Below are 21,182 nucleotides of genomic sequence, written 5' to 3'. Positions count from 1 at the left end.
GCGTCGTGGCGCCGGGACCGTTCCGCACAGTCGTCCGCTGGACAGGAGCGGGCGTCGCGGTCCCGTGCGCGCTGCTCGCGATGCTCGGTGCGACGGTCGCGGTCGCCGGTGCGCCCGAGGGGCCGGTGAGCGTCGCCGGGACCTTCGTGCTCGCCGTGCTGTTCGCCGCACCGACAGGCGCGATCGTCGGCGCCCTAGCGGGCGTCGCCCACGTGGTGGTCCGCCGACGCCGCGCGGTGCCCGTGACCTCGGCCGCGGAGCCCGCACGGACGGGGGAGCGCGCGTCGTCGGGCAACTAGGCTGGGCGGCGTGATCCCCGCACCTGGTTCCTCGCCCGTCCGTGTCCGCTTCTGCCCGTCCCCGACCGGGACGCCGCACGTCGGGCTGATCCGTACCGCGCTGTTCAACTGGGCGTACGCGCGGCACGTGGGCGGCACGTTCGTGTTCCGCATCGAGGACACCGACGCCGCGCGCGACAGCGAGGAGAGCTACCAGCAGCTCCTGGACGCGCTGCGCTGGCTCGGGCTCGACTGGGACGAGGGCGTCGAGGTCGGCGGGCCGCACGCCCCGTACCGGCAGTCGCAGCGCGCCGACCTCTACCAGGACGTCATCCGTCGCCTCGTCGAGGGCGGGTACGTCTACGAGTCGTTCTCGACGCCCGAGGAGGTCGACGCGCGCAACGCGGCGGCCGGTATCAAGACGAAGGGCTACGACAACTTCGACCGCACGCTCACCGACGAGCAGCGCGAGGCGTTCCGGGCCGAGGGCCGCGAGGCGGTGCTGCGCCTGCGGATGCCCGACGAGGACATCACCTTCACCGACCTCGTCCGCGGCGAGATCACCTTCAAGGCGGGCTCGGTCCCGGACTACGCGCTCGTGCGTGCCAACGGGCAGCCGCTGTACACGCTCGTGAACCCGGTCGACGACGCGCTCATGGGGATCACGCACGTGCTGCGTGGTGAGGACCTGCTGTCCTCGACGCCGCGCCAGATCGCCCTCTACCGGGCGCTGCTGGAGATCGGCGTCGCGTCGGTGATGCCGGAGTTCGGCCACCTGCCCTACGTCATGGGGGAGGGCAACAAGAAGCTCTCCAAGCGCGACCCCGAGTCGAACCTCTTCCTGCACCGCGAGCGCGGGTTCACGCCCGAGGGCCTGCTCAACTACCTCGCGCTGCTCGGCTGGTCGATCTCGCCGGACAACGACATCTTCTCCGTCACGGAGATGATCGAGGCGTTCGACGTCCACGACGTCCTGCCCAACCCCGCGCGCTTCGACCTCAAGAAGGCCGAGGCCATCAACGCGACCCACGTGCGGATGCTCGCGCCCGAGGACTTCCGCGACCGCCTCGTGCCGTACCTCCACGCCGGCGGCCTCGTGCCGGCGGACTCGTTCGCCGACCTCGAGCAGCGCCACCAGGACCTGCTGACCGCCGCGGCACCGCTCGTCCAGGAGCGCATGGTGCTGCTCGGCGAGTCCGTCGGGATGCTCGGGTTCCTCTTCACGGACGACGACGCGGTCGCCTTCGAGGACGACGCCCGGGGCGCGCTGCGCGACGACGCGGCGGACATCCTCGCCGCGGCGACCGCCAGGCTCATCGAGCTGCCGGACGGCGAGTTCGCCACGGCCGCAATCGAGCAGCGCCTGCGCGACGCGATCGTCGACGGCATGGGCGTCAAGCCGCGCTTCGCGTTCACGCCGCTGCGCGTCGCGCTGACCGGGCGCCGCGTGTCGCCGCCGCTGTTCGAGTCCATGGAGCTGCTCGGCAAGGCGTCGACCCTCGCGCGCCTCGAGCGCCTGCGGGCCGCGCTGTGAGCAGGACGGGCGCGGTGACCGGCGCCGCGGTCGACGGCGTGCTGTTCGACGTCGACGACACGCTTGTCGACACCAAGACCGCGTTCGGCGCGGCGATCGCCGCGGCGTGCCGCGTGTGGCTGCCGCACCTGCCGGAGGACCGGTACGACGAGGTCCTCGCGATGTGGCGCGCGGACCCGAACCAGCACTACCGCGCCTACACGCGCGGCGAGATCGACTTCGACGCGCAGCGCATGGCCCGTGCCAACGAGCTCCAGGCGGCGTTCGGCGGCGACCTGCTGGACGACGCCGCGTACGTGGACTGGAAGGACCTCTTCTGGGGCACGTTCGAGCAGTCGTGGACGGCGTTCGACGACGCCCGTCCCGTGCTCGACACGCTCGCCGCCGCCGGGGTGCGCGTCGGGTCGCTGACGAACGCGAAGGTCGAGCTGCAGACGCGCAAGCTCGCGGCCTCCGGGCTCGAGGACGTCCCGCTGCTCGTGGGCGTCGACACGCTCGGCTTCGGCAAGCCCGACCCGCGCGTCTTCGCCGAGGCGTGCCGCCGGCTCGGGACCGACCCGGCGCGCACCGCGTACGTGGGCGACGAGCTCGACGTCGACGCCCGGGCCGCCCTGGCTGCGGGTCTCGTCGGAGTGTGGCTCGACCGGCCCGGGACGCGCCGCGGCGGGCCGCACCCGGAGGACCCGGATGCGGCCCGCGCGTCCGGCGTGCACGTGCTGCACGGCCTCGCGGACCTCCCCGCCGTCCTCGGCGTCATGGCGCCCGCCGGCGAGTCCTCCACCTCGCGGTAGGTGCCGAGATAGAGCTTCAGGTCGCGAGATAGAGCGCTGCGGGTTCTACGTCGCGACCGGAGGCTCTATCTCGGCGTACCCGACTCGCCTCCGGGCCCTGGCGCACGCGGTCAGGTGAGGAGGAGGACGCCGGCGAGGGCCGTCGTCGTCACGACGAACGCCGACAGCCCGCCCAGGGCGAGCGACCGGCGTCCCGTGCGCAGCAGGGAGGGCACGTCGACGCCGAGCCCGAGGGCGAACATGGCGGCGGTGAACGCGGCCGTCGTGGTGAGCGCGGCCGCGTCGAGCACGACGCTTGGCATCACTCCGGTCGACCGCAGGGCCACGGCCACGAGGAAGCCGACGACGAACCAGGGGACCGGGCTCACGCGCGCACGCCCGGCGCGGTCCCCGCCCCGGCGGGCCGCCACGACGCCCGCGCCGGCCACGACCGGCGCGAGCAGGGCGACGCGCGCGAGCTTCGCGACGGTGGCGGTCGCCAGCGCCGCCGCCGAGACGGACCCGGCCGCGGTGACCACCTGGGCGACCTCCTGCACGCTCGCGCCAATCCACAGGCCCGCCTGGGCGTCGTCGAGCCCGAGGAGCCCGGACAGCCACGGCAGGACGACGATCGCGAGCGTGCCGAACACCGTGACGAGCGCGAGCGAGGCCGCCACGGCGTCGTCGTCCTCGCGGACCTGCACGGCGGACCGCCCGGGCCGGGCGACGACGCCCTGCATCGCCGAGATCGCCGCGGCACCGCAGATCGAGAAGCCGGTCGCGACGAGCAGCGCCGTCGTGCGCGGGACGCGCAGGGCGCGCCCGAGCGCGAGCGTCGCCGCGAAGGTGACCGCGAGCGTCGTCGTGACGACGACGAGCCCGCGCCACCCGAGCTTGAGCACCTCCGGGAGCGACAGCTGCAGCCCGAGGAGCACGACGCCGGCGCGCAGGACGGTCGACGCGGTCCACGCGACGCCCGGCCGCGTCGCCGCCACGGCCGCCGTCGCCCGGGCGCCGCGGACGCGGCCGAGGACGGCCGAGCCCACGACGGCACCCGCGACGAGCGCGAGGACGAGCGGCGAGACCGTGGGTACGAAACGGGACACGAGCAGGACGACGGCCGCGGAGAGGGTGACCGCGAGGAGCCCGGGCAGCAGGGCACGAGGCCCGGTGGTCGGGGCGGACGGCGCGGGCTGCCGGGGTGCGGCGCCGGGCGCCGGGATGCCGGGTGCGGCGGGCGCGGTCGTGGACGTGTTCTCGGGCATGCTGCCAGCCTGCGCGCCGGCGTGGCGGCGGAGAAGGGCGAGATGGACGTCGAGCCATAGAGTGGACCTATGGCTTCTTCGACCCGCGCCACCCGGACGTCGCTCGGCACGCTCGAGCTCCTCGTCGCGACGGACTCGCACGGCTCGATCAGCGCCGCGGCGCGGGCGCTCGGGATCGCGCAGCCGACGGCGTCGGCCGGCCTGCGCGCGCTCGAGCGCCGCGTGGGGCACGAGCTGCTCGAGCGCACGACCCGCGGCGCCCGGCTCACCGGGACCGGGCGCGCGACCGCTGCGTGGGCCCGCGAGGTGATCGAGGCCTCCGACCGGTTCGAGCGGTCGGTCGCGTCGCTGCGCGAGCGGCCGGCCGAGCGCGTGCGCGTGGCGGCGAGCCTGACGGTCGCCGAGCACCTCGCGCCCCGCTGGCTGGCCCGCCTCGCGCTGTCGGAGCAGCCCGGCCGGGAGGGGCGGGCAACGCCCGACGTGGAGCTCGTCGTGCGCAACTCGAGCGAGGTCGCCGGGTTGGTGCTGGGGGGCGAGGTCGAGCTCGGCTTCGTCGAGAGCGCGACGCTGCGCCGCGGGCTGCGCAGCCGGACGATCGCGCGCGACGAGCTCGTGGTCGTCGTCGGGCCGGGCCACCGCTGGGCGCGCCGCAGCGCGCTGCGCGTCGACGAGCTGCTCACGGGCGGCCTCGTGGTGCGCGAGACCGGGTCGGGGACGCGCGAGACGCTCGAGCGCGGCCTCGCCGCGCTCGGGGAGCGGCTGCCCGCCCACCTGCCGCACCTGGGGTCGACGGCGGCGCTCAAGACCGCGGTGCAGCACGGCGGCGCGGTGGCCGTGCTGTCGACCCTCGCGGTCGCCGACGACGTGGCGCGCGGCGCGCTCGTGCGTCTCGCCGTGCCGGGGCTCGCGCTCGAGCGCCGGCTGCGGATGGTCTGGAAGGACGGGACGGCGTTGTCGGCCGGGGCGCGTCGGATCGCGGCGGCCGCGAGCTCGACGGCGGGCTGACGGCGCATTTGGTCCCGGACCCGGTCTCCGGTAATGTTCTCGGCCGGTGAGACCTCCACGAGAGGGGCCGAGGGGACGGGTGTCAGCCCGTCGCCGAGCTCCGTTCTCCGAGGCCTCATACCACCATGGGGTATGGTGTAATTGGCAGCACGAGTGATTCTGGTTCACTTAGTCTAGGTTCGAGTCCTGGTACCCCAGCGATGAGCTCCGGCTCCTGGAACGAGCGGTCAGACCCGCTCGGAACATGAGGTAGAGTTCTCACCGGTGAAAACGTCCGGATCGGACCGAAGCACCACAGGCCCCCATCGTCTAGCGGCCTAGGACGTCGCCCTCTCACGGCGGTAACACGGGTTCAAATCCCGTTGGGGGTACATCGGGAAGGCCCGGTCATCATCACGATGACCGGGCCTTCTGCGTTGCATCGGACAGCGTCCGACGAGGCCCTGCCGGCTCCGCGCGCCGGGTGTGACGTACGTCGCTACGCTCGCACCCATGGTGCGACTGCTGATCCGCCTCGCCATCCTGCTGGCGTCGGCCGCGCTCGGCCTCCTCGTCGCCGCGTCCGTGGTGGACGGCGTCGAGGTCACCGCGACGGGGTTCGTCGTCGTGGTCGTCGTGTTCACCGTCGCCCAGGCGGTGCTGTCGCCCTTCATCGCGAAGACCGCCGCCCGCTACGCGCCCGCCTTCCTCGGCGGCATCGGGCTCGTGTCGACCTTCGTCGCGCTGCTCGTCGCCTCGCTCGTGGGGGACGGGCTGCGCATCACGGGCGGCGCCGTGCCGTGGGTCCTCGCGACGCTCGTCGTCTGGCTCGTCACGGCGCTCGCGACGTTCCTCCTGCCGATGTTCTTCCTCAAGGAGAAGCTCGGCGACCGTCGCGGCGACGGGGAGGGTCCGGCGGCCCGAGCCGCGCGCGGCTGACACGGGCACGGGCGGTCAGGGGCCGGTGAGGCGCTCGCCCGCCTCGCCTACGACGCGCCGTCGCGCCCTCGTCCGGGCTCGTCCGGCCGGCGGACGGACGCCGACGCCGGCGTGGGGGTCACGCGCACGTACGGCGCGCGCTCCTCGTCCGAGACGGCCCAGCCGCGCTCGCCGTCCGGGTCGTCGTGCCCGACGACGGGGAGCGGCTGAGTGGGCCCGTCGGCCGCCCCTGGGGCCGGCGGCACCGGCGGGGGCGGTGCGGGCGGCGGTGGTACGGGTGGACGAGGCACGGGTGGACGAGGCATGGGCGGCGCCGGGTCGAGGACGGGCTCGTCCCAGGGCGGCGGCTCCAGGACGGGCGGCGCCGGGACGGGGTGCAGCTCGCCGAAGGTGGGCACGTCGGGCGCCGGGGGAGCGGCGACCCCGCGCGGGCGTGACGCCACGCCTGTCGGCCCGAAGAGGGTGTCGCAGATCTGGCGGTAGGTCGCCTCGGGCTGCGCGACCCAGTCGATCTGCCGCAGCGCCTGGTCCTGGCCGGCGGACTCCAGCAGGAACTGGCCGTAGCCGAGCACGCGCCCGACGGGGGAGCGGCCGTAGTTCATGTCGGTGACCTTGGTGAGCGGCATCATCGCCACCTTGTGCGTGATCAGCCCGTAGAGCAGGAGCAGGCGCTTGTCCGTCGCGACGAACCACTCGTTGCGCCACTCGAAGACCTTCCACGCGAGGCGCGCGGCGAGCAGCAGCCAGAGCAGCCCGAGGACCAGCACCCCGTCGCCCGCCGCCGGGCCGACCTGCGCGACGAGCCACACGACGACGAGCAGCCCGGCGATCGTCGACGCGACCGGCTCGAGCAGCATGCCCCAGTGGTGGCGCGTCGCGACCACGACCCGCTCGCCGCTGAGCACGTAGCGGTCGAGGATCCGGCTGCGCGGCCGGCCACGGGCGGCGGCCACCGGGTCAGTCCAGGAGCGAGCTGAAGAACTGGCCGATGCTGCGGAAGGCCCCGAGGACGACGTCCCAGATCCCCTCGAGGATGTCGGCGGCGCGTTCCGGGCTCGTGACGATCGCGTAGAGCGCGAAGATCACCAGCGCCCAGATGAGGATCGCCTTCACCTTCGGATGCATCGGGGTCCTCCCGTGTCGGGGGTCGGGTCGGCAGACGTGCGCCCCCCTGCTCGGACCGCGTGGGGCGGCCCGCACAGCATGCCAGCATTCGGGGTGATTTTGACAGGGCTGTCCCGTTTGGGTCACCTGTCTGCCCCGGAGTGTCGCCACCCCGTCCCGGTCCCGGCCGAGCGGGCCGCCGTGCGGACTACTCCCCGGCTCGGCGCAGCACCTCGGTGAGCCGGTTGGCGGCGGCGACGACCGACCCGGAGTGGAGGCGCCCGGGCTGGCGCGAGAGCCGCTCGACCGGGCCCGAGATGGAGACCGCGGCGACGACGCGCCCCGACGGCCCGCGCACGGGTGCGGAGACCGACGCGACGCCGAGCTCGCGCTCGGACACCGACTGGGCCCAGCCGCGCCGCCGGACGCCGGAGAGGATCGTCGCCGTGAACACGGCCTCGCGCAGCCCGCGGTGCAGGCGGTCGGGCTCCTCCCACGCGAGGAGGATCTGCGCGGCGGAGCCGGCGTTCATCGTGAGCGTCGCGCCGACGGGGATCGAGTCGCGCAGGCCCACGGGGCGCTCGGCCGCGGCGACGCAGATGCGGTGGTCGCCCTGGCGGCGGTACAGCTGCGCGCTCTCGCCGGTGTGGTCGCGCAGCGCGGTGAGCACGGGGTTCGCGGCAGCGAGCAGGCGGTCCTCGCCGGCGGCCGTCGCGAGCTCGTTGAGACGCGGGCCGAGGACGAAGCGCCCCTGCATGTCGCGCGCGACCATGCGGTGGTGCTCGAGGGCGACGGCGAGGCGGTGCGCCGTCGGGCGGGCGAGGCCCGTGGCCGTGACGAGCTGGGCCAGGGTGGCCGGTCCGGACTCCAGAGCGCCCAGGACGGAGGCCGCCTTGTCCAGCACGCCGACTCCGCTAGTATTGTCCATAGGTCGATATTGACGTCTCACTCACTGAGATGCAAGTCGGCGGGAGACGGTCCAGCCGCTGGACGGTTCCCCCGAGCGGTGCTCGAAGGACGGACCATCGGTCCAGCGGCGCCCGTGCCCCCGCGGGAGAAGCCGTGACACACGACGAGGAGTTGAGCAGCATGGCCGGCACGCTGGCGGAGAAGGTCTGGGACGCGCACCTCGTGCGCCGCGGTTCCGACGGGTCGCCCGACCTCCTCTACATCGACCTCCACCTCGTGCACGAGGTCACGAGCCCGCAGGCGTTCGAGGGGCTCCGCCTCGCCGGCCGCCCGGTGCGCCGCCCGGACCTCACCATCGCGACCGAGGACCACAACACCCCGACGCTCGACATCGACCTGCCGATCGCGGACCTCACGAGCCGCACGCAGATCGACACGCTGCGCAACAACGCCCGCGAGTTCGGCGTGCGGATCCACTCGCTCGGCGACGCGGACCAGGGCATCGTCCACCAGGTCGGCCCGCAGCTCGGTCTGACCATGCCCGGCCTGACGGTCGTGTGCGGCGACTCCCACACCTCGACGCACGGCGCCTTCGGCGCGCTCGCGTTCGGCATCGGCACGTCCGAGGTCGAGCACGTGCTGGCCACCCAGACCCTTCCGCTCGCGCCGTTCAAGACGATGGCGATCAACGTCGACGGCGAGCTGCCCCCGGGCGCCACGAGCAAGGACATCATCCTCGCGATCATCGCGAAGATCGGCACCGGCGGCGGGCAGGGCTACGTGCTCGAGTACCGCGGCGAGGCGATCCGCAACCTCTCCATGGAGGCGCGGATGACGATCTGCAACATGTCGATCGAGGCCGGCGCCCGCGCGGGCATGATCGCGCCTGACGACACGACGTTCGAGTACCTCAAGGGTCGCCCGCACGCGCCCGAGGGCGCCGACTGGGACGCCGCCGTCGAGTACTGGCGCACGCTGCGCTCCGACGACGACGCAATGTTCGACGCCGAGGTGACGCTCCGCGCGTCCGACCTCGAGCCGTTCGTCACGTGGGGCACCAACCCCGGCCAGGGCCTGCCGATCTCGGCGACCGTGCCGGTGCCGTCGGAGATCGCCGACGAGAACGAGCGCATCGCCGCCGAGCGCGCCATCGAGTACATGGGGCTCACGCCCGGCCAGCCGCTGCGCGAGATCCCCGTCGACACGGTGTTCATCGGGTCGTGCACCAACGGCCGCATCGAGGACCTGCGCTCCGTCGCCAAGGTGCTGCAGGGCCGCAAGAAGGCCGACGACGTGCGCGTGCTCGTCGTGCCGGCCTCGGCGCGCGTGCGGCTGCAGGCCGAGGCCGAGGGCCTCGACGTGATCTTCAAGGAGTTCGGCGCCGAGTGGCGCAACGCCGGCTGCTCGATGTGCCTCGGCATGAACCCCGACCAGCTGCAGCCGGGGGAGCGCGCCGCCTCGACGTCGAACCGCAACTTCGAGGGTCGCCAGGGCAAGGGCGGGCGCACGCACCTCGTCTCGCCGCTCGTCGCGGCCGCCACGGCCATCCGCGGCACGCTGTCGTCCGTGGCGGACCTGGACCTGCCCGCCGACGTCGACCTCACCTCGTTCGACGGCACGCCGCTCGCACCGCTCGACCCGGGCGTCCTCGTCCAGGTCTGACCGGACCACCCGCCGCGAACCGGCCCGCGTCCCCGTCGTCCGTCCCGCACCCCGAAGAGGCCCCACCATGGAGAAGTTCACGACCCACACCGGCGTCGGCGTCCCGCTGCGCCGCAGCAACGTGGACACCGACCAGATCATCCCCGCCGTCTACCTCAAGCGCGTCACCCGCACGGGCTTCGAGGACGCGCTGTTCGCGGCATGGCGCGGCGACCCGACGTTCGTCCTCAACCAGGACGCCTACAAGGCCGGCTCGGTGCTCGTCGCCGGCCCCGACTTCGGCACCGGCTCCTCGCGCGAGCACGCCGTGTGGGCGCTCAAGGACTACGGCTTCCGCGTCGTCCTCGCGTCCCGCTTCGCCGACATCTTCCGCGGCAACTCGGGCAAGCAGGGCCTCGTCGCCGGCGTCGTCGCGCAGGAGGACGTCGAGCTGCTCTGGAAGATCCTCGAGACGAACCCCGGCACCGAGGTGACCGTCGACCTCGTCGCGCGCACCGCGTCCGCGCTCGACGTCACCGTGCCGTTCCAGATCGACGACTACACCCGCTGGCGCCTCATGGAAGGGCTCGACGACATCGGCCTGACCCTCCAGCACGAGGACGAGATCTCCGCGTTCGAGGCGACCCGCGCGTCGTGGCGCCCGAGGACGCTGCCGGCCAAGACGCTGCCGAAGGTCGAGATCGAGGCGGCGCGGCCGGTCGGCTGAGCCAGCGCCGAGTCAGAGCCGGGTCAGCGCGGCGGACCCTGACGGATCGCGTCGAGGAGCGACGCCGGGGTCGCCGTCTCGGGGTTCCAGCGGGACTCGACCCACCAGGTGGCGCCGGCCTCGCCGAGCGCCGAGAGCCGGTCGGCCGCGGCCGCGCGGTCCGTCGGCAGCTCGCCCTGGAGCACGACGTCGAACGGCCGGTCCTCGAGGCCCAGCTCCGCGCGGCGCGCGGTGAGCCACGTGACGAGCGCCGCGACGTCCTCGGGCGTGGGGACGTCGAAACCGCGGTCGCCGCGCAGCTGGACGACGATGCCGTCGTGACGCAGCGCGCGGTCGAGCGACCGCAGGGGCGGGCGCTCGGCGTCCCACACGCCGACCGGCCACACCGGGACGCGCCGGCCCAGCACAGGGCGGTGGACCGGGCGGGGGAGGAACTGCATCTCGCCCGTCTCCAGGCGCGCGCCGGAGAAGGAGAACGGCTCGCCCGTCCACGCGCGGTCGAGGAACGCGAGCGCGTCGTCGAGCTGCTCCGCCCGGTCGCGCAGCGCCTGGGGCTGGTCCGGGACGGCCGAGAACCCGCCGTCGTCGAGCACGCCCACGCCCACCGGCAGGACGAGGCGGCCGCCGGACAGGTGGTCGACCGTGAGCGACTGTCGCACGACCTCCCACGGACGGCGGCGGGGGAGCGCGAACACCATCGCGCCCAGTGCCACCCGCTCGGTCCGCACCGCGGCCGCCGCGAGCAGGGCCCACGGGTCGAAGGTGTCGACGGCCATGATGCTCATGCCGTCCCACGTGAAGAAGCCGTCCCAGCCGTGCTCCTCGGCCGCGACGGCCATGCCGAGCACCTCGGCCGCGGAGCCGAAGCTCCCGACGACCCCGACCTTCGTCCCCGTACCCGTCGACGTCTCCATGGCGGGAAGGCTAGGAGTCGCCTCCGACAGGCACGGGACGGGGGGCCAGGTCGAGACGGACGAGCCGGCGCCTGTCCACCTCGGTCACGGTGAGGCGCTGCTCGCCGACGTCCACGTGGTCGCCCACGGCAGCGAGCCGCCCGAGCTGCGCGACGACGAAGCCCGCCACGGTCTCGTACGGGCCGTCCGGGAGCTCGACGCCGGTGCGCCGGGCGAACTCCTCGATCGTCTGGCCGGCGTCGACGCTCGTGCGGCCGCCGTGCTCGCGCGCGGCCGACGGCTCGTCGGGGTCGTACTCGTCGCGGATGTCGCCGACGAGCTCCTCGACGAGGTCCTCGAGCGTGACGATCCCGTCGGTCCCGCCGTACTCGTCGACGACGACGGCGATGTGCACGCCCTCGCGCCGCATCCGCGACATCGCCGGCAGGATCGCGTTCGTGGCGGGCAGCTCGAGGATGGGGCGCACGACGTCGCGCACGAGCACCGGCTCGCCGGAGGGATGGGTCTCGGGGTGCTCGGGGCAGTCGCGGCCGAGCAGGTCGCGCACGTGGAGGAAGCCGAGGACGTCGTCGAAGTCCTCGCCGGTGACCGGGTAGCGGGAGTAGTGCCCGTCGGCGACGGCGCGCGCCGCCTCGGCGAGCGTCGTGCTGCCCGGCATGAACGCGACCTCACCGCGGGGCGTCATCGCCTCGGCCAGGGACCGGTCGCCGGCGGCGAAGACGTCGTCGAGGATCCGGCGCTCGTCCTCGGGGATCGTCTCGTGCGCGAGGACGAGCTCGCGCAGCTCCTCCTCGCTCATCTCCTCGCCGCGCGCCGACGGGTTCCCGCCGAGGAGCCGCACGACGGCGTCCGTGGAGCGCGACAGGAGCCAGATGACCGGGCGCATGAGCGTGGCGAACCGGTCGAGCGGCGGCGCGACGACGAGCGCGACGCCCGCGGAGCGCTGCAGCGCGATGCGCTTCGGCACGAGCTCGCCGAGCACGAGCGAGAGGTAGGCGACGAGCAGGGTGAGGACGACGAGCGCGACGGTGGAGGCCAGGGCCTCGGGCAGGCCGACGCTCTCGAGCACGGGCGCGAGGTCGGGGGCCAGCGTGGACGCCCCGTAGGCGGCGGAGAAGAAGCCCGCCACGGTCACACCGATCTGCACCGCCGCGAGGAAGCGGTTGGGGTCGCGCGCCACCGCGGCGACGCGCTGGCCGCGGCCGGACTGCCGCTCGAGCTGGGCGACCTGGCTCTCACGCAGCGAGACGAGGGCGATCTCCGTGCCGGCGAACACGCCGCCGACGAGGACGAAGAGCAGGACGAGCGCGATGTTGGTCCATGTTCCGGAGTCCATCGCTCCATCCAATCAGCCGGGGATGCGTCCCGCGGGCCGAGAGGCGTCAGGCGTGCGCGCGCCGGTGCCGGAGGGTGTGGACGAGGTGGACGACGGCGACGACGACCGCACCGACGATCACGCCGACGACCGCCGAGCCGAGGGTGTCGACGAGCCACGCGAGCAGGCCACCGACGCCGGGCACCCCGTGGACGCCGTCCTCGAGGTGGTGCAGCAGGTCGTACGGCGCGTGCCAGCCGAGGTCGTACGTGCCCTGCAGGATGATGTGGCCACCGACCCAGAGCATCGCGACGATCCCGACCGTCGAGATCACCGACATGACGCGCGGCATCGCGGTCACGAGGCCGCGCCCGAACGACTGCACCCACCCGGTGCGCCGGCTCGCCAGGTGCAGGCCGATGTCGTCCATCTTCACGATGAGCGCGACGATCCCGTAGACGACCGCGGTGATGAGGAACGCGACGACCACGAGGATGACCGCGCGCGACCAGAAGCCCTCGCTCGCGACCTCGTTGAGCGCGATGACCATGATCTCGGCGCTGAGGATGAAGTCGGTGCGCACCGCGCTGGACACGACCCGGTCCTCGTCGACGGCCTTCTTCGCCGCCTTGTCGTCGACCTCGGCGTGGTGCGAGCCCGAGACCATCTCCCACAGCTTCTCGGCGCCCTCGAACGCGAGGTACGTGCCGCCCAGCATGAGCAGCGGCGTGAGGAGCCACGGCACGAACTGGCTGAGCAGCAGCGCCGCCGGGAGGATGAACAGCAGCTTGTTGCGCAGCGACCCGACCGCGATGCGCTTGATGACGGGCAGCTCGCGCTTGGCCGCCAGGCCCTCGACGTACCGCGGGGTGACGGCCGTGTCGTCGATGACGACGCCGGTCGCCTTGGCGCTCGCGCGCCCGGCGGCGGCGCCGATGTCGTCCACCGACGCCGCCGCGAGCTTGGCGAACGCCGCGATGTCGTCGAGGAGGGCTGCGAGTCCGACGGCCATGAGGGGTGGTCTCCGTCCGCGGGCCCGTGGTGCCGCGGGCGGGTCCGCCGGGTCGAGGGGGGTGCGCGGCCGCAGCATCGTAACGGCCGCGGCACCCGCTCGCGTCGTGGTGTCCGCAGTCGTCGTCAGGTCGCCCGGGTCACCACGTTGACCAGCCGCGGCGCGCGCACGACGACGCGCACCACCTCGCGTCCGCGGGCCGCCCGGGAGACGCCCGGCAGGGCGAGCGCGCGGTCCCGGAGCGTCGCGTCGTCGACGTCGGCCGGGACGACGACGCGGCCCCGCACCCTGCCGTCGACCTGGACGACGGCCTCGACCGTGTCGTCGACGAGCAGGGTCGGGTCGACGCGCGGCCAGCCGGCGTCCGCGACCGACGGCGCGTGCCCCAGCCGCTCCCACGCCTCCTCGGCGGTGTACGGCGCGAACATCCCGAGCAGCACCGCGACGGTCTCGGCCGCCTCGCGCACGGCGGCGGTGTGCGCCGCGGCGTTCTCGTCCCGCCCGTGACCGTCGGCCTCCGCGCGCCGGGCGGCGTTCACGAGCTCCATGAGCCGCGCGACGACGACGTTGAACCGCGAGCGCTCGAGCAGGTCCTCGGCGTCGTGCACGGTGCGGTGGGTCGCGCGGCGGAGGGCGTGGGCACGCGTGCCGGGCCGTGCGTCGGGGGTGATGCCCCGGCTGTCGGGTGCCGGACCGGTCGGCGACGTCCCCGACGCCGCGACGGCGTCGGCGAGGCGCAGCACGCGGTCGCAGAAGCGGCGCATCGCCGCCGGGTCCACGTCCGCCCAGTCGACGTCGTCCTCCGGCGGGCCGGCGAACACCATGGCGAGGCGCACGGCGTCGACGCCCCAGCGGTCGAGCTGGCCGCCGAGCTCGACGCCGTTGCCCAGCGACTTGCTCATCGCCCGACCCCCGTAGAGCACCTGCCCCTGGTTGAGCAGCGTCGCGAACGGCTCGACGACGTCGACCCACCCCAGGTCGTGCAGCACCTTGGTGACGAACCGGCTGTAGAGCAGGTGCAGGATCGCGTGCTCGACGCCGCCGACGTACTGCGCGGCGGGCATCCAGCGGCGGGCGTCGTCGGGACGGAAGGGAACGTCGTCGGGCAGGCCGGACGAGCCGGGCGAGCAGTACCGCAGGAAGTACCAGGAGGAGTCGACGAACGTGTCGAGCGTGTCCGGGTCGCGCTCGGCGTTGGCGCCGCACCGCGGGCACGGCACGCGGCGCCACGCGTCGGCGGCGGGGGAGGCCAGCGGTGAGCGGCCGCGGGGGAGCAGGTCGTCGCCGGCCAGGTCGGGCAGGCGGACGGGCAGCTCGTCGTCGGGCACGGGCACGACGCCGCACGTCGCGCAGTGCACGACCGGCACCGGCGCGCCCCAGTACCGCTGCCGGGACACGAGCCAGTCGCGCAGCCGGTACGACGTCGCCCGCTCGCCGTGGCCCGTCGCCTCCAGCCGGCCGGTGGCGTCCTCGACGGAGGGCCACGTGGCGCCGTCGCCCACGGAGAGGCCGTGGGCGCGCGCGAAGGCCGCGTCGCGCTCGTCGTGCGCGGGCACGCCCAGGACGACGCCGGTGCCGTACCCGGGCAGCACGTAGTCGGCCGCCCACACGGGCAGCCGCGCGCCCGTGACGGGGTGCACCGCCCACGCACCGAGGAACACCCCGCGGCCGCCGCCCGGGCCCGACCGCGCGATCTCGCCGGCGTCCCGGGCGTCGCGGCACAGGGCGACGAGCGCGTCGGCGCGGTCCGGCGCGCACAGCGCCGCGGCGACCGGGCTTTCCGGCGCGACGGCGAGGAACGTCGCGCCCGGCAGGGTGTCCGGGCGCGTGGTGAAGACGGTGACGGGCGTGCTCGCGGCCGGCGCGGCGTCCTCGTAGCCCGCGACGTCGAACCGGACGCGGGCGCCCTCGCTGCGCCCGATCCAGTGGCGCTGCATCGCGAGAACGCGCTCGGGCCACGCGCCCTCCAGCGCGGCCATGTCGTCGAGCAGGCGGTCGGCGTACGCGGTGACGCGCACGAACCACTGCGTGAGCTCGCGCTGGACGACGGGCGTGCCGCAGCGCTCGCACCGGCCGCCGACCACCTGCTCGTTCGCCAGGACGGTCCGGTCCTGCGGGCACCAGTTCACGGGCGCCGTCGCGCGGTACGCAAGGTCGTGCTCCAGGAGGCGCAGGAACAGCCACTGCGTCCAGCGGTAGTACTCGGGGCGGTGCGTCTCGAGCCGGCGCGACCAGTCGAACGAGACGCCGTACCGGCGCGCGGTCGCGGCTTGCGTCGCGATGTTCGTCTCGGTGAAGACGGCGGGGTTCTCGCCGCGGCGGATCGCGGCGTTCTCCGCCGGCAGCCCGAACGAGTCCCAGCCGATCGGGTTGAGCACGTCGTACCCGCGCAGGCGCCAGTACCGGGCGACGACGTCCTCGAGCGCGAAGACCTCCGCGTGACCCATGTGCAGGTCGCCGGAGGGGTAGGGGAACATCGTCAACAGGTAGCGGCGCGGGCGTGTGCCGTCGTCGCGCGCGCGGAACGTGTCGTGCTCGGACCAGTACCGCTGCCAGCGGTCCTCGACCTCGGCGGTCGACGGGCGGGTGGTCGGGGGCGGCGCGTCGATGGGGTTGTCGACGGCGGCGTCGACGGGGTAGGGATGTGCGGCGTCCACGGTGGGGCTCCTCGATGCGGTGGGCTTCGTCGTCGGGCACTCGCCGTGCACTCACCGGAAACACCGTCACCGGGACGCGCAGGCACCGCCGCGCTGAGCGTGCCCGCCCGGCGGGCTCAGCGCGGCCGGCGAAGGAGGAGCCGCATGCGTCGCATCCCGGGCATCGTGGCGCGGTCCCGCGCCCGCGGTCAAGGATCGACGGTCGCCCGACAGGGCGTGGCAGTGTGGCGGACGTCGCCCGCGCGCGCCGTCCGCGGCCGTGCGCACGCCAGTAGGCTTGCCACATGGCATCCCACTACGACGTCGTCGTCCTCGGTGCAGGTCCCGGTGGTTACGTGGCCGCGATCCGTGCAGCCCAGCTGGGCCTGCAGGTCGCGGTCGTGGAGGAGAAGTACTGGGGAGGGGTGTGCCTCAACGTGGGCTGCATCCCCTCCAAGGCGCTCCTGCGCAACGCCGAGCTCGCGCACATCTTCACGCACGACGCGAAGACCTTCGGCATGTCCGGTGACGTGAGCTTCGACTTCGGCGCGGCGTTCGACCGCTCGCGCCAGGTGGCCGAGGGCCGCGTCAAGGGCGTGCACTTCCTCATGAAGAAGAACAAGATCACCGAGTACGACGGGCGCGGCACGTTCCGCGACGCGAACACGCTCGACGTCAAGCTCTCGGACGGCTCGACGGACCAGGTCACGTTCGACAACGTCATCATCGCGACCGGCTCCAAGGTGCGCCTGCTGCCCGGCGTCGAGCTGTCCGACAACGTCGTGACGTACGAGAAGCAGATCCTCACGCGCGACCTGCCGAAGTCGATCGCCATCGTCGGCGCCGGCGCGATCGGCATGGAGTTCGCCTACGTCATGAAGAACTACGGCGTGGACGTCACGATCATCGAGTTCCTCGACCGTGCGCTGCCGAACGAGGACGCGGACGTCTCCAAGGAGATCGCCAAGCAGTACAAGAAGCTCGGCATCAACCTGCTCACGTCGACCGCCGTCCAGACGGTGAAGGACGAGGGCTCCTCCGTGACCGTCTCCTACAAGGGCGTCAAGGACGACAAGCCGGGCGAGCTCGTCGTCGACAAGGTGCTCATGGCCGTCGGCTTCGCGCCGAACGTCGAGGGCTTCGGCCTCGAGAACACGGGCGTGCAGCTCACCGAGCGCGGCGCCATCGCGATCGACGACGTCATGCGCACGAACGTCCCGCACATCTACGCCATCGGCGACGTCACCGCGAAGCTCATGCTCGCGCACGTCGCGGAGGCCCAGGGCGTCGTCGCGGCCGAGACCATCGGCGGCGCCGAGACCCTCACGCTCGGCGACTACCGCATGATGCCGCGCGCCACGTTCTGCCAGCCGCAGGTCGCCAGCTTCGGCCTCACCGAGCAGCAGGCGAAGGACGAGGGCTACAAGGTCAAGGTCGCGACGTTCCCCTTCATGGCGAACGGCAAGGCCCACGGCCTCGGCGACCCCGTCGGCTTCGTCAAGCTCATCTCCGACGAGACCTACGGCGAGCTGCTCGGCGGCCACCTCATCGGCCCCGACGTCTCCGAGATGCTGCCCGAGCTCACCCTCGCGCAGAAGTGGGACCTCACCGTCAACGAGCTCGCGCGCAACGTGCACACGCACCCGACGCTGTCCGAGGCCGTCCAGGAGTCGATCCACGGCCTCGCGGGGCACATGATCAACTTCTGAGTCGACCGCTCAGCCGGTGTTCGCGGGCAGAGCGCGCTAGGAGGCCCGGATCTGCGGAGAACCGCAAATCCGGGCCTTCTTCGCGTTCCTCAGCGTGAAGGGTCCTCGGCAGCGGCCTTGAGCCCGGCGGCCTCCATCGCGAGATACCGCCGGGTGAGCCCGCGGTACAGCCGCCCCATCACCGCCCCCAGCGCGCCGCTCATCACGACGCCCAGCTCGACGCGGGTCCCGCCACCTGGCACCGGCGTGCACTCGTGGCGCGCAGTCACCGTGCTGCTGGGCTGCCGCTGCTCCCAGGTGAAGGCACGGCCGGGCTCCAGCGCGGTCACGGTGTACGTGCCGGTCGGGATGCGTGGCTGCGCGACCTCGACCCGCGACCCGACGACGAGGGGGCCGGCGTCAAGCGCCCGGACGCGGGTCACGGACTCGGTCCACTCCGGCCACCGCTCGACGTCGGCGAGCACGTCCCACACCCGTTCGGGCGGGGCGGCCACGTCGATGCTGGTCCGCAGGTCCACGCCGCCCATGGTGGCAGCGGACACGCGCCGTGGGGAAGAGGTGCGCCGTCTGGCGCGCCGTCGAATCCCTCCTTGCCGGAACTCGACGGCGGATGCCCGGGACAACGGTCTCGGGATGATGGGATGGGGGTGACCCCACCACGAAGGAGACCCATGGCCCTGCCCGCCACGCCCACGCGCGAGTTCATCACCGGCCTGCCGAAGGCCGAGCTGCACCTGCACCTCGAGGGGACGCTCGAGCCGGAGCTCAAGCTGCGCCTCGCGGAGCGCAACGGCATCGACATCGGCCAGACGACGGTCGAGGAGGTGCGCGCGACGTACGAGTTCGACTCGCTCGCGAGCTTCCTCGCCGTGTACTACCCGGCGATGGAGGTGCTGCAGACGGCGGACGACTTCTACGAGCTCGCCGACGCGTACCTCGCGCGCGCCGCGGCCGACGGCGTGAAGCACGTCGAGATGTTCTTCGACCCGCAGGCGCACACGTCGCGCGGCGTGCCGTTCGAGGCTGTCGTGACGGGCTACCACCGCGCCGCCGCGGAGGCACCGGCGAAGCATGGCGTCGACGCACAGCTCATCCTGTGCTTCCTGCGCGACATGTCGGCCGAGAGCGCCGCGGAGACGCTCGAGGCGTCGGTGCCGTTCCGGGACCGGATCGTCGGCGTCGGCCTCGACTCCGACGAGCGCGGCAACCCGCCGGAGAAGTTCGCCGACGTGTTCGCCCGGGCGCGCGAGCTCGGCTACCGCCTGACGATGCACTGCGACATCGACCAGGAGGGCAGCATCGACAACATCCGCACGGTGCTCGACCGCATCGGCGTCGACCGCGTCGACCACGGGACGAACGTCGTGGAGGACCCGGCGCTCGTCGACGTCGTGCGCGAGCGCGGCCTCGGGCTCACGTGCTGCCCGATCTCCAACTCGTTCGTCACCGACGACATGAAGGCGACGGAGATCGCCGGCCTCCTGCGCGACGGCGTGCGCGTGACGGTCAACTCCGACGACCCCGCGTACTTCGGCGGCTACGTCGCGGACAACTACGTCGCGCTGGCGGAGGCCGCCGGCCTCACGACGGCCGAGGTCGTCCAGCTCGCGCGCAACTCGTTCGAGGCGTCGTGGCTGACCGACGAGCAGCGCGCCGACTACCTCGCCGCGATCGACGGCTACGTCGCCGCCTTCGAGGCCGAGGCCGCCTGACGGATCGCCACGAGATAGAGGGATCCCCGCGAGGTAGAGGCCTGAATGGCTCTATCTCGCGGGGATCCCTCTATCTCGGTGTCCGGAGCGCTCCGGGTGTCGGCGGGCCGCCAGACGTCAGGAGACGTTGTCGGTGTACGCGACGTCCTTCGTCTCCTTCGACGCGAGCAGCGCGACGAGGGTGATCACGGCCATGACGGACAGGTACACGCCGACCAGCACGGTCGAGCCGTTCGCCTGCGTCCAGAGCCACACCGCGATGAACGGCGCGACGGCGGCGCCGAGGATCGACGACAGGTTGTACGCAACCGCGGAGCCCGTGTAGCGGACGTTGGCGGGGAACAGCTCGGGCAGCACGGCGGCCATCGGCCCGAACGTCAGGCCCATGAGCGAGAACCCGACGACGAGCAGCGCCATGACGCCGACCGTCTCGCCGGAGAACAGCGGCACGAACAGCGCGCCGAACACGGCGATGCCGATCGTCGTCCAGATGAGGTGGCGGCGGCGCCCGAAGCGCTCGGCCATCGGGCCCGACGCGAGGGTGAGGATGCCGAAGAACACGACGCCGACGATGAGCATGATGAGGAAGTCGGTGCGCTCGTAGCCGAGGCCGGCGGGCTCGTCCGTCGTCGGGGCCGTCCCGTAGGTCAGCGTGAACGTCGTCATGAGGTAGAACAGCACGTACGTCGCCAGCATGATGAACGTGCCGGAGACGATCTGGCGCCACGACGTGCGGAACACGCGCGCGACCGGCACCTTGGCGACGGCCTCGGCCTCGACGACCTTCTGGAACGCCGGGGTCTCGATGAGCTTGAGGCGCACCCACAGGCCGACGATGACGAGCACGGCGCTCGCGAGGAACGGCACGCGCCAGCCCCAGTCGAGGAACTGCGCCTCGTCGAGCACCTCGGCGAGAACCAGGAACACGCTGTTGGCGAGGATGAAGCCGATCGGCGCGCCCAGCTGCGGGAACGTGCCCCACACGGCGCGCTTGCCCTCGGGCGCGTTCTCCGTCGCGAGCAGCGCGGCGCCGCTCCACTCGCCGCCGAGCCCGAGGCCCTGGCAGAAGCGCATGAGGACGAGCAGGGCGGGGGAGAGGATCGCCCACCCGGGCGTGTCCGACGGCGGCAGCACGCCGATGAGGAACGTCGCCACTCCCATGGTCAGCAGCGAGGCGACGAGCGTCCCCTTGCGGCCGACGCGGTCGCCGAAGTGGCCGAAGAGCACCGAGCCGACGGGGCGGGCGACGAACGCGACGCCGAACACCGCGAACGACTGCAGGAGCGCGTAGGTGGGGTCCTCGCTCGCGAAGAACACGGACGGGAAGACGAGCACGGCCGCGGTCGCGTAGACGTAGAAGTCGTAGAACTCGATCGACGTGCCGATGAGGCTGGCGAAGATCACGCGTCCCCGGGAGTTGCTCGGGGCAACTGGTGGCGCGGCGGTGTCGGTCGTGGATGTCACGGGTTCTCCTGCGGACGCGGGCGGTGCGAGAGCGTACCGATGGGTACGCTGCCCTCGACGGTAACCGCGCTTCTCGCATGCCGAGCGCGCCGTCTCACGATGCGACCACGGGCGTGCGTCGTGCGGTGTCTCACCCGCCCCGTGTTCTCGCCGGTCGCGCCGCAGGACGAGCGGGTCCAGCGCCGCGACCGCGCGACACCTCCACGGGTCCTCCACGGCGGCGCGGGCGCTCGCGGGCGCCGGGGTGAATAATCTCCGGGTGCCGCGCG

General features: G+C 73.2%; 19 protein-coding genes and 2 tRNA genes. 11 read left to right on the top strand and 10 right to left on the bottom strand.

Annotation, left to right across the window (positions count from 1 at the left end; genetic code table 11):
* Nucleotides 1-5: 5 nt before the first annotated feature.
* Genes JZ5iCDA_RS00215 through JZ5iCDA_RS00205 form a run of 3 tightly spaced genes read left to right on the top strand, consistent with a single transcriptional unit; the run spans nt 6 to nt 2,603 of the window.
* Nucleotides 6-299: a hypothetical protein gene (locus tag JZ5iCDA_RS00215; protein WP_069385262.1), complete on the top strand. Its 294-nt coding sequence runs from the start codon at nt 6-8 to the stop codon at nt 297-299.
* Nucleotides 300-309: 10 nt separating this feature from the next.
* Entirely contained in the window at nt 310-1,812 is a 1,503-nt protein-coding gene (gene gltX / locus JZ5iCDA_RS00210; protein WP_083259480.1) for a glutamate--tRNA ligase, read from the top strand.
* Nucleotides 1,813-1,826: 14 nt separating this feature from the next.
* Nucleotides 1,827-2,603: an HAD family hydrolase gene (locus JZ5iCDA_RS00205; RefSeq protein WP_069385261.1), complete on the top strand. Its 777-nt coding sequence runs from the start codon at nt 1,827-1,829 to the stop codon at nt 2,601-2,603.
* A 110-nt stretch (nt 2,604-2,713) separates the two neighbouring features.
* On the opposite strand, the gene JZ5iCDA_RS00200 is transcribed toward JZ5iCDA_RS00205, so the two are convergent.
* Complete coding sequence (locus tag JZ5iCDA_RS00200; protein ID WP_083259479.1) at nt 2,714-3,847, bottom strand: YeiH family protein; 1,134 nt, start codon at nt 3,845-3,847, stop codon at nt 2,714-2,716.
* Nucleotides 3,848-3,916: 69 nt separating this feature from the next.
* Between JZ5iCDA_RS00200 and JZ5iCDA_RS00195 the strand changes: the two genes are divergently transcribed.
* The 4 genes from JZ5iCDA_RS00195 (at nt 3,917) to JZ5iCDA_RS00180 (ending at nt 5,770) form a co-directional block, all read left to right on the top strand.
* Nucleotides 3,917-4,852: a LysR family transcriptional regulator gene (locus tag JZ5iCDA_RS00195; protein WP_069385260.1), complete on the top strand. Its 936-nt coding sequence runs from the start codon at nt 3,917-3,919 to the stop codon at nt 4,850-4,852.
* 126 nt (nt 4,853-4,978) lie between these two features.
* Nucleotides 4,979-5,050, top strand: a tRNA-Gln gene (locus JZ5iCDA_RS00190).
* A gap of 100 nt (nt 5,051-5,150) precedes the next feature.
* A tRNA-Glu gene (locus JZ5iCDA_RS00185) sits at nt 5,151-5,223 on the top strand.
* 121 nt (nt 5,224-5,344) lie between these two features.
* On the top strand, nt 5,345-5,770 hold the full coding sequence (locus JZ5iCDA_RS00180) for a phage holin family protein (protein WP_069385300.1): 426 nt from the start codon (nt 5,345-5,347) through the stop codon (nt 5,768-5,770).
* 47 nt (nt 5,771-5,817) lie between these two features.
* On the opposite strand, the gene JZ5iCDA_RS19305 is transcribed toward JZ5iCDA_RS00180, so the two are convergent.
* The 3 genes from JZ5iCDA_RS19305 to JZ5iCDA_RS00170 all read right to left on the bottom strand — a co-directional run bounded on the left by JZ5iCDA_RS19305 (nt 5,818) and on the right by JZ5iCDA_RS00170 (nt 7,802).
* Nucleotides 5,818-6,723 (bottom strand): PH domain-containing protein, encoded by a 906-nt coding sequence (locus JZ5iCDA_RS19305; protein WP_069385259.1) that lies wholly within the window; start codon nt 6,721-6,723, stop codon nt 5,818-5,820.
* 4 nt (nt 6,724-6,727) lie between these two features.
* A complete protein-coding gene (locus JZ5iCDA_RS18650; RefSeq protein WP_171905256.1) occupies nt 6,728-6,895 on the bottom strand; it encodes a hypothetical protein in 168 nt (55 codons plus the stop codon).
* Between the two features lie 187 nt (nt 6,896-7,082).
* Nucleotides 7,083-7,802, bottom strand: a complete 720-nt coding sequence (locus JZ5iCDA_RS00170) for an IclR family transcriptional regulator (protein ID WP_024840729.1) — start codon at nt 7,800-7,802, stop codon at nt 7,083-7,085.
* Between the two features lie 161 nt (nt 7,803-7,963).
* Here JZ5iCDA_RS00170 and leuC point away from each other — a divergent pair, with 161 nt between their 5' ends.
* Together leuC and leuD are read left to right on the top strand one after the other, a co-directional pair.
* Nucleotides 7,964-9,445 (top strand): 3-isopropylmalate dehydratase large subunit, encoded by a 1,482-nt coding sequence (gene leuC, locus JZ5iCDA_RS00165; protein ID WP_069385258.1) that lies wholly within the window; start codon nt 7,964-7,966, stop codon nt 9,443-9,445.
* A 67-nt stretch (nt 9,446-9,512) separates the two neighbouring features.
* Nucleotides 9,513-10,151: a 3-isopropylmalate dehydratase small subunit gene (leuD, locus tag JZ5iCDA_RS00160; protein ID WP_069385257.1), complete on the top strand. Its 639-nt coding sequence runs from the start codon at nt 9,513-9,515 to the stop codon at nt 10,149-10,151.
* Between the two features lie 23 nt (nt 10,152-10,174).
* Here the strand turns inward: leuD and JZ5iCDA_RS00155 are convergent, their stop codons facing one another.
* From JZ5iCDA_RS00155 to JZ5iCDA_RS00140, 4 genes are all read right to left on the bottom strand, one after another.
* Nucleotides 10,175-11,065 (bottom strand): LLM class flavin-dependent oxidoreductase, encoded by an 891-nt coding sequence (locus JZ5iCDA_RS00155; protein ID WP_069385256.1) that lies wholly within the window; start codon nt 11,063-11,065, stop codon nt 10,175-10,177.
* Between the two features lie 10 nt (nt 11,066-11,075).
* Nucleotides 11,076-12,401, bottom strand: coding sequence for a hemolysin family protein (locus JZ5iCDA_RS00150; RefSeq protein WP_069385255.1), 1,326 nt, complete (start codon nt 12,399-12,401; stop codon nt 11,076-11,078).
* A gap of 46 nt (nt 12,402-12,447) precedes the next feature.
* Nucleotides 12,448-13,392, bottom strand: coding sequence for a DUF808 domain-containing protein (locus JZ5iCDA_RS00145; protein ID WP_069385254.1), 945 nt, complete (start codon nt 13,390-13,392; stop codon nt 12,448-12,450).
* A 125-nt stretch (nt 13,393-13,517) separates the two neighbouring features.
* Nucleotides 13,518-16,001, bottom strand: a complete 2,484-nt coding sequence (locus JZ5iCDA_RS00140; RefSeq protein WP_069385299.1) for a leucine--tRNA ligase — start codon at nt 15,999-16,001, stop codon at nt 13,518-13,520.
* Nucleotides 16,002-16,333: 332 nt separating this feature from the next.
* On the opposite strand from JZ5iCDA_RS00140, the gene lpdA reads away from it, so the two are divergent.
* On the top strand, nt 16,334-17,737 hold the full coding sequence (lpdA, locus tag JZ5iCDA_RS00135) for a dihydrolipoyl dehydrogenase (protein ID WP_069385253.1): 1,404 nt from the start codon (nt 16,334-16,336) through the stop codon (nt 17,735-17,737).
* Nucleotides 17,738-17,826: 89 nt separating this feature from the next.
* On the opposite strand, the gene JZ5iCDA_RS00130 is transcribed toward lpdA, so the two are convergent.
* Nucleotides 17,827-18,279 (bottom strand): SRPBCC family protein, encoded by a 453-nt coding sequence (locus JZ5iCDA_RS00130; RefSeq protein ID WP_253181888.1) that lies wholly within the window; start codon nt 18,277-18,279, stop codon nt 17,827-17,829.
* Nucleotides 18,280-18,408: 129 nt separating this feature from the next.
* On the opposite strand from JZ5iCDA_RS00130, the gene JZ5iCDA_RS00125 reads away from it, so the two are divergent.
* Entirely contained in the window at nt 18,409-19,449 is a 1,041-nt protein-coding gene (locus JZ5iCDA_RS00125) for an adenosine deaminase (protein ID WP_069385252.1), read from the top strand.
* 117 nt (nt 19,450-19,566) lie between these two features.
* Here the strand turns inward: JZ5iCDA_RS00125 and JZ5iCDA_RS00120 are convergent, their stop codons facing one another.
* The gene (locus tag JZ5iCDA_RS00120) at nt 19,567-20,913 is read right to left on the bottom strand and encodes an MFS transporter (protein ID WP_069385251.1); all 1,347 of its coding nucleotides are present in this window, start codon (nt 20,911-20,913) and stop codon (nt 19,567-19,569) included.
* Nucleotides 20,914-21,182: the final 269 nt, after the last annotated feature.

Origin of the sequence: Cellulosimicrobium cellulans (assembly GCF_001722485.1) — a bacterium.
GTDB classification, from domain to species: domain Bacteria; phylum Actinomycetota; class Actinomycetes; order Actinomycetales; family Cellulomonadaceae; genus Cellulosimicrobium; species Cellulosimicrobium cellulans_A.
The sequence above is the reverse complement of the archived record's forward strand: the minus strand, read 5'-3'. Positions and strand labels throughout refer to the sequence as shown.

Excerpts from the sequence above, each read along its gene's own strand:
- JZ5iCDA_RS00200 (WP_083259479.1), bottom strand. The coding sequence starts at position 3,847 with ATGCCCGAGAACACGTCCACGACCGCGCCCGCCGCACCCGGCATCCCG.
- JZ5iCDA_RS00195 (WP_069385260.1), top strand. The coding sequence starts at position 3,917 with ATGGCTTCTTCGACCCGCGCCACCCGGACGTCGCTCGGCACGCTCGAG.
- JZ5iCDA_RS00180 (WP_069385300.1), top strand. The coding sequence starts at position 5,345 with ATGGTGCGACTGCTGATCCGCCTCGCCATCCTGCTGGCGTCGGCCGCG.
- JZ5iCDA_RS18650 (WP_171905256.1), bottom strand. The coding sequence starts at position 6,895 with ATGCATCCGAAGGTGAAGGCGATCCTCATCTGGGCGCTGGTGATCTTC.
- JZ5iCDA_RS00170 (WP_024840729.1), bottom strand. The coding sequence starts at position 7,802 with ATGGACAATACTAGCGGAGTCGGCGTGCTGGACAAGGCGGCCTCCGTC.
- leuC (WP_069385258.1), top strand. The coding sequence starts at position 7,964 with ATGGCCGGCACGCTGGCGGAGAAGGTCTGGGACGCGCACCTCGTGCGC.
- leuD (WP_069385257.1), top strand. The coding sequence starts at position 9,513 with ATGGAGAAGTTCACGACCCACACCGGCGTCGGCGTCCCGCTGCGCCGC.
- JZ5iCDA_RS00155 (WP_069385256.1), bottom strand. The coding sequence starts at position 11,065 with ATGGAGACGTCGACGGGTACGGGGACGAAGGTCGGGGTCGTCGGGAGC.
- JZ5iCDA_RS00150 (WP_069385255.1), bottom strand. The coding sequence starts at position 12,401 with ATGGACTCCGGAACATGGACCAACATCGCGCTCGTCCTGCTCTTCGTC.
- JZ5iCDA_RS00145 (WP_069385254.1), bottom strand. The coding sequence starts at position 13,392 with ATGGCCGTCGGACTCGCAGCCCTCCTCGACGACATCGCGGCGTTCGCC.
- lpdA (WP_069385253.1), top strand. The coding sequence starts at position 16,334 with ATGGCATCCCACTACGACGTCGTCGTCCTCGGTGCAGGTCCCGGTGGT.
- JZ5iCDA_RS00125 (WP_069385252.1), top strand. The coding sequence starts at position 18,409 with ATGGCCCTGCCCGCCACGCCCACGCGCGAGTTCATCACCGGCCTGCCG.